Source organism: Pseudoalteromonas sp. SWN166 (genome assembly GCF_015864485.1).
Classification (GTDB): domain Bacteria; phylum Pseudomonadota; class Gammaproteobacteria; order Enterobacterales; family Alteromonadaceae; genus Pseudoalteromonas.
The window spans coordinates 22,392-29,591 of the sequence record NZ_JADYXB010000042.1 but is presented as its reverse complement, the minus strand read 5'-3'; the positions used below and the strand labels follow the sequence as shown (position 1 = coordinate 29,591).

The window sequence follows — 7,200 nt, the reverse complement described above, 5'->3', positions numbered from 1 at the left end:
ATGCCAATCCATAACTGGAATCTGACATTGTCGCAATTGGCCATCCACTTCGAAGGTAGGTTAGATGGTGTGCTAGATATTTAGCAATTTAGGCTGACACAGAATTCTGAACGCCCTCTTAAATATTAATACCGCTTTAAGCGGGGCTGCCATCAGTTTTCAGCCAATCTTTAGCCCAAGATATAAATTCGTCTTGTGGTTTAGGGCGGCTAAATAAAAAACCTTGTATGGCTAGTTTTCTTCTATAATGCCTTAAATAAACAAGCTCTTCTGGGCGTTCAACGCCTTCTGCTACTAAGTCTAAATTATCTTTACTCGTAATATTAAATAACGAACTTACGACCACTTGAGAAAATAAATCTGTTTCTATATGGCTAATAAGTGAACGGTCTATTTTAATTTCAGTAAAAGGAAGATTTCGAAGCTGATTCATATTAGTAAAACCAACACCAAAATCGTCTAGCGATATACCAAAGCCATGCATTCTTAATCTATTTAGCGTTTCTAATTGCATGAGGCTTGAGAGTGCATGTTGTTCTGTTATTTCTATAATTATATTACTAGGTGTGAGTTGGTTTAGTTCTAAAATGAGCAGTAATTTATTAGGGCAGTTTAAGTCGTCGAGCTGAGTTGGCGATAAGTTAAATGCCATTTTAAAATCATGACCTAGTTGCGCTTTCATATTTTTGAATTCGCTGGTGGCCTTTTCAAAAAGAGAAAATGTAATTTGATTAATTAAGTTGTGTTGTTCGGCAGTGTTTATAAAACGGTTAGGTAAAATAATATTGCCGTCTTTACTTGATAAAATACGTGCTAAGACTTCAACGCTTTCGATTCTATTACTGTCAGCATTTATTTTTGGTTGATAAAAAGGGGTTATTTCATCATTTTCTAACGCTTCAATAAGCTCTTTCTCTGAAATGGCTGACTCTTTTAATAAAGTGTGGCTGTTTAATTGCGCCACTTTAATAAGTAACCTACTAACCTGAGACAGTTGCACTGGCTTTGAAATATTACCAATGAGGTGAGCGTTATGTTGTTTCGCGAGATTGGCAGCTAAGCTAATAACTTTATGGTCCATTTCAGAAACAATTATAATACCGCCTTGATAATTTAATCCTCCTAAGTGGCGGATTAATTCCATGCCATCCATTTCAGGCATATTGAGATCGGTAAAAATAGCATCAAAATAGTTGATATCAGAAGCGACTCTATCTAGTGCCTCAGCCGCACTTAAGTACGTAACTACATTATCAGACATATTTAACTCATTAAATATAGCCTCCATCACGATCAAAATCGCTTTTGAGTCGTCAACAACTAAAATGTTAGGCACTATTTTACTCACTGTTATCCCTTTCAATGCATAGCTTATGATTACTATAAAAGTAGTAGTTTTTTTTAATTTTGTCTGTATCAAATACTTTTATTTTGAAAATAGTTACTGAACGCCTTCACTCGTGTTTTTAAGTTGATTAGGTATACTAGCGCCATTGTTTTAAACGGTCTTAATTATGATAAGAATAGATCTTACCCTAGCCGAGCAACCATTTTCGCTTATGGTGTCGGGGCAAACAATTGTGCAAGTGTTTCATGGACAACAAGCCATTACCTTTGATAACCCTCGTGAAAACTATTATCAGTTTACTCACGACAACAAAGTAATTGGTATTGATACTGGAGCGGCGGAAGAGCAAAGTATTTCGCTTTTTGTGGATGAGCAATTTGCAACACAGCTTGCGCTACCAGCACCTACAAATGGCTCACCTAAAAAAGGCTTTTTAGGTCTGGCTGCATTAGGCTTTAAGCTTTTTAAAAGTGCTAAGGTCATTAAAGTAGTGCTTGCGGGGGCTTCTGTTGCAGGCTATGCGTGGTTATTTAGTATTGAATTTGCACTAATGCTAATTGGTTGCTTAGTCGTACACGAGTACGGCCATGTACGAGCAATGAAATACTTTGGCATAAAAACCAAAGGTATTTACTTAATCCCATTTGTAGGTGGGCTCGCTGTAAGTGACGACAAAATAACAACTCGTTGGCAAGATGTCGTTATATCATTAATGGGACCCGCATTTGGTTTAATTACCTCGGTACTGGGTGTCGTTTTATATTACGCCACCGAGATGGAAATATTTGCAGGTGTGGCAGTTCTTAGTGCGTTATTAAATTTATTTAACTTGTTACCTATTTTACCGCTTGATGGCGGGCATGTATTAAAAAGTATTAGCTTTTCAATGCGTTCATGGATTGGTTTAAGTGTATGTTTACTCGGTGTACTGTTTGGTTTATGGCTGAGCTACACATTTGGCTTAATGTTACTGGTATTCTTTTTTTTTGTAGGTGCGCTGGAAATTGTATTTGAATGGCGAGGCCGTCACTATTCACATTTAATGCCACTAGATAAATATGGCCAAGGTTTTTCAGCGGTTATGTATGCAATTGTAGTAGCTGGGCATGTAGCTGTAATGATGCACTTTGCCGATTCGGAAAATCCAATATTGAGCCTGCCGATGACTATTTTATCGAGCTAGTATTTTTATTTTTTCTAACTAAATAAGTTAGTTTTTTGCATTAATATTTTATTTCTCGACTTTTATGTTGATTTATTGTTAATTGAATTCTAGTGTAATATAAATTAGAACAATCTTAGCGGATCAACTGGATGTTATTTAGAAAGGAAGCTGTCGCTCAGCAAAGTGAGCGTTTAACTGGTGTGATTACGCTAGCACAACCACTATCAATAAAACTTATCGTATTTGTTTTGGTATGTATTGCGATTGTAGTGATAAGCTTTTTATTTACAGCAGAGTATTCCCGCAAGGAAACAGTACGGGGGTTTTTAATACCCAATAAAGGGATAATCCAAACCTTTGCTAGTCAAGGTGGTATGATTGAGCTGCTATGTGTACAAGAGGGTGATGCCGTTACTAAAGGTCAGCCGTTGGCGACCATTATTGTGCAGCAAAATAACAGCCAAGGCATAGCCTTGAGTACCCAGCTTGTTGAGCAGCTAAGTATGCAAATACAGTTGCTCAATGATGAGATAACACAAAACCTTACCCTACAAAAGCAAGAGTCACTTAACTTGCACGCGCAAAAACGTGCACTTACTAATGAGCAAGCTGCATTACAAAGTCAACTTGCTCTAGCTGATGAAAAATTAGGGCTACTTAACCGCCAACAAAGCAACCTTAATCAACTTAATAAAAATGGCTTTTTATCAAACATCGAGCGAGAGCAACAGCAGCAAGCCCTCTTAGATGCTAAGCAAGAAAAACAAAACCTAGCGCGCTTGCTTATGCAGCAAGAAAATCAATTAAGTCAACTTAGTTTTAATATTGCTAACGTGCCCCAGCAGTATACTTTGCGTATAAATAGTCTTAAGCGCCAACAAGCGGATATTCAAAACCAGCTCACACAAATTAAAAGTAACTATCAATATACCATAACAGCCAGTAACAGCGGTGTTGTTACTGGCATTCAAGTGGTTGAAGGCGAAACACTTACCCAAGCCAAACCACTGTTGCATATTATTCCCGAAGGCTCAGAGCTAGTAGCAGAGTTGCTGCTACCAACACGTTCAGCAGGCTTTATACAACTAGGTAACGATACGCGCCTGCGTTTTGATGCTTTCCCTTACCAGCGCTTTGGTTTTATTAACAGCAAAATTATCCGCATTGACAAAGCACTCATTACTCCAAACGAAGTGCGCTTACCTATTTCGCTACAAGAACCTGTATATCGCTTGCGTGCGACATTGAGTCAACAACAAATGCAGGCATATGGTAAGGCGTTTGAGCTGAGAAGCGGTATGTTGTTTGAGGCAGATATTATGTTGGAGCAGCGCACATTAATCGAGTGGTTACTCGAGCCACTGTACAGCCTAAAAGGGCGCGTAAGTTAAGTGTAGCGTTTTATAAAATAAAGAAAAATTTGAAAGTTTTGGTGGTTTGCTAAATGCAAACAACCGAAAAAGACGGCCAGCTTTAGTTAACTTTAGCGAGCAGCTAAAGCTAGCCTATTAACCGCTCACCTTTATTGAAGGGGAGCATATTAACAACCCGATGACTTAATTAAAAAGCATCGGATTTATGGAGTATAACATTATGCGTGAATTAAACGTAAATGAAATTAAAGACGTAAATGGTGGTAATCCTATAGTTGTAGCACTTATTGCTTATAGAATTTATAAAATAGTTAAAGCAGGAACGAAAGCTACGGCTGCTGCTACAGCTTTAGGCGGTGCTGGTGTTGTAGGTAACGAAGTTGGAAAAGCTTTAGCTAATTAATAAGGGACTAATTATGAGAGAGTTAACCAAGAAAGAGCAAAGTAATGTTAGTGGTGGTTTTCCTATATTAGGAGCTATAGCTGCTACTTTTATTGCAGGGGTTATTGTTGGCTATGCACATGAAAAGTACAAACAATACCAAAGTTCTAAAGAAACAAAACAAGCAGGGTGTGAACCGACCTGTTAACTAGCATATTTAGCTGAAAGAGGTAATAGAGTAGTTTTTTAAAGCTGCTCTAAAAATCCGCAGGAAAATGTATGAATAATATTCAAAAAATTATCTTATCTTTACTTTATATTTTATTAATTCATTTGATCTTTAATATTTATGAAAAAATAATAAGTCCTGATTTATATTATCCATTATATATAATATTTTTAATGATCCCATCTTATTATTTATATGAATATTTAAAAAATATTAGAAAATAAAACTACTTTAGTTTCGTTGGCAGTTACTAAGAGGAGTTTTATCGTAAAGGTTGAGGCTATTAATGATACTTTTTCAGCTAGACAGAGGGATTAGAAAGTATTTCTAATCTGAATACACGTGTCGCCAAAATAGATATTTTAGTTGTAATTATTGAGATAGCGTCATTTTTCATTTGTGCATACATATCTAGAAGAAAGTAAAACTATATAGAAAACTTCTTAGTTGTACTTCCATTCTGCCATTTTATTTATAGTGGTAATAATATTAACAACGGAAAATTTACCCTTTATCATGCAAGCTACAATAGAATTTAAAATAAACATGTCAGTTCCTCTAATTCTCCAATCCGAAATAGCTGAATGCGGCCTAGCCTCTGTGGCAATGGTGGCAAGCTATCACGGTCATAGGCTGGATATGCCAGCCATGCGTAAGCGCTTTTCGGCTAATTTAAAGGGGATGAACTTACAGCAACTGATTGAGCTAGGTGATAATTTAGGGCTAGCTAGCCGTGCGCTACAATGTCCGCTTGATGAAGTCCATAAACTACAAACTCCGTGTATTTTACATTGGGATATGAATCACTTTGTGGTGCTGACCAAAGTCTCTGGTAAAGGATCTTCAGCTAAGTTTGCTATAAACGACCCAGCTGTTGGTAAACGCAGTTTAAATAGTAATGAGTTTAGTAAACACTTTACCGGTATTTGTTTAGAGCTGACTCCAACCAGTCAGTTTGAAGCCAAACAAGAACAAGCACAGATGAAGTTTACCCAACTTTGGAGCTCAATGAAGGGCTTAAAAGCAGGGCTAATAAAACTGATTGCGTTGTCACTGGTATTGCAATTATTTGCTTTGATGACCCCTTATTATATGCAGTGGGTGGTGGATGAAGTACTCATTAGTTTTGATGAATCGTTATTAACGGTACTTGCCATGGGTTTTGCTCTGATTGCGATAATTTCAGTGGTGACTAATGCGGTACGAAGTTGGCTAATTTTACGGCTTTCGAGTTTGCTCAATATGCAAATGGGCGTGAATTTGCTCAGGCACTTATTGCGCTTGCCAATGAACTATTTTGAGTCCCGCCATATTGGCGATATTGTCTCGCGCTTTGGCTCATTAGCGCAAATACGGGAGCGCATAACTACAGGGTTTGTAGAAACACTGGTCGATGGCGTAATGGGCATTACCGTATTGATTATGATGCTAATTTATTCGCTAAAACTCACTGCGGTAGTTGTTGGTGCAATTGTACTGTATACTTTGGTACGTTTAGCGCTGTATCGTCCACTACATCAAGCCACCGAAGAAATGATTCAATCATCTGCCAAAGAGCAATCGAACTTTTTAGAAAATATTCGGGGTATGCAAACTATAAAATTGTTTGGTAATGAATCGCAGCGCCAAGGAATTTGGCAAAACCGTTATGCAGAGGTAATAAACAGTGAAATTCGTTTAGGGCGTTTAAACATTAGCTTTGATTCATTTAATAAACTGTTATTTGGCCTTGAAAATGTATTGGTGATTTACTTTGCTGCATTGCTAGTTATGAGCAATAGCTTATCTGTTGGTATGGTACTGGCGTTTATTGCTTATAAAAACCAGTTAACCAGCCGCTTTGCCAACTTAATTTAGCAAATTATTCAATTCAAAATGATGCGCTTACACTTAGACCGCATTGCAGATATAGCACTCACGAAACAAGAAGCTTATCGTGACGGTGGAATGGTCTATACAGGTGATGACGAAGGTAAAGTGAGAGGTCAGCTTACGCTCGAAAATATTTGCTTTAGTTACAGTGAAGAGCAAGTGCCGATTTTAAACAATGTTAATTTAACGCTGAATTCCGGTGACTCGATTGCGATTACGGGTCCGTCAGGTGCGGGTAAAACTACGTTGATGAAAATAATGCTAGGGTTATTACAGCCAACCTCAGGGACTGTGTTGCTTGATGGCAAAGATATTACTCAGCTTGGCCTTAAAAACTACCGCAAACAAATAGCTGCAGTAATGCAGGATGACACACTGTTAGCTGGCTCAATCGCTGATAACATCAGTTTTTTTGACCCACAGCCGAATTATTTAAAAATAGAGACGTGTGCTCGTCATGCGGCTATTCATGATGATATTACCAAAATGACTATGGGCTATAACTCATTAGTTGGGGACATGGGATCAAACTTATCGGGCGGGCAGGTACAGCGTTTACTTCTTGCTCGCGCATTGTATCAATCACCCTGCGTGTTGTTTATGGATGAAGCAACCAGCCATTTAGATAAGGATAACGAGGCGAAAATAAGTGAGCAAATTCAGCACTTACCCATCACACGGATTATGATTGCTCATCGCCAAGAAACTATTAATATGGCTGGCAAAGTCTATCATTTAAATGCAGGTGAATTAGTGGACTTAGGTCAGCAAGGTGAGAGTGCATAAAATAATCAAGGCGTTTGTATTACACGCCTTTTTATTATGTTTACA

Annotated in this window: 5 protein-coding genes and 1 pseudogene; 5 read left to right on the top strand and 1 reads right to left on the bottom strand. The window is 37.8% G+C overall.

What is annotated here, in order from left to right; all coding sequences use genetic code 11:
• Positions 1-136 precede the first annotated feature (136 nt).
• Positions 137-1,348: an EAL domain-containing response regulator gene (locus I6F49_RS17760; RefSeq protein WP_197181504.1), complete on the bottom strand. Its 1,212-nt coding sequence runs from the start codon at positions 1,346-1,348 to the stop codon at positions 137-139.
• Between the two features lie 166 nt (positions 1,349-1,514).
• On the opposite strand from I6F49_RS17760, the gene I6F49_RS17755 reads away from it, so the two are divergent.
• The 5 genes and pseudogenes from I6F49_RS17755 (at position 1,515) to I6F49_RS17735 (ending at position 7,155) form a co-directional block, all read left to right on the top strand.
• Positions 1,515-2,531: a metalloprotease gene (locus tag I6F49_RS17755; protein WP_197181503.1), complete on the top strand. Its 1,017-nt coding sequence runs from the start codon at positions 1,515-1,517 to the stop codon at positions 2,529-2,531.
• Between the two features lie 131 nt (positions 2,532-2,662).
• On the top strand, positions 2,663-3,904 hold the full coding sequence (locus I6F49_RS17750) for an HlyD family efflux transporter periplasmic adaptor subunit (protein WP_197181502.1): 1,242 nt from the start codon (positions 2,663-2,665) through the stop codon (positions 3,902-3,904).
• Positions 3,905-4,106: 202 nt separating this feature from the next.
• Positions 4,107-4,289: a hypothetical protein gene (locus I6F49_RS17745; protein WP_133120273.1), complete on the top strand. Its 183-nt coding sequence runs from the start codon at positions 4,107-4,109 to the stop codon at positions 4,287-4,289.
• A 13-nt stretch (positions 4,290-4,302) separates the two neighbouring features.
• On the top strand, positions 4,303-4,476 hold the full coding sequence (locus I6F49_RS17740; protein ID WP_155945840.1) for a hypothetical protein: 174 nt from the start codon (positions 4,303-4,305) through the stop codon (positions 4,474-4,476).
• A gap of 537 nt (positions 4,477-5,013) precedes the next feature.
• Positions 5,014-7,155 (top strand): annotated as a pseudogene (locus I6F49_RS17735) (peptidase domain-containing ABC transporter).
• Positions 7,156-7,200: the final 45 nt, after the last annotated feature.

Excerpts from the sequence above, each read along its gene's own strand:
- I6F49_RS17755 (WP_197181503.1), top strand. The coding sequence starts at position 1,515 with ATGATAAGAATAGATCTTACCCTAGCCGAGCAACCATTTTCGCTTATG.
- I6F49_RS17740 (WP_155945840.1), top strand. The coding sequence starts at position 4,303 with ATGAGAGAGTTAACCAAGAAAGAGCAAAGTAATGTTAGTGGTGGTTTT.
- I6F49_RS17750 (WP_197181502.1), top strand. The coding sequence starts at position 2,663 with ATGTTATTTAGAAAGGAAGCTGTCGCTCAGCAAAGTGAGCGTTTAACT.
- I6F49_RS17745 (WP_133120273.1), top strand. The coding sequence starts at position 4,107 with ATGCGTGAATTAAACGTAAATGAAATTAAAGACGTAAATGGTGGTAAT.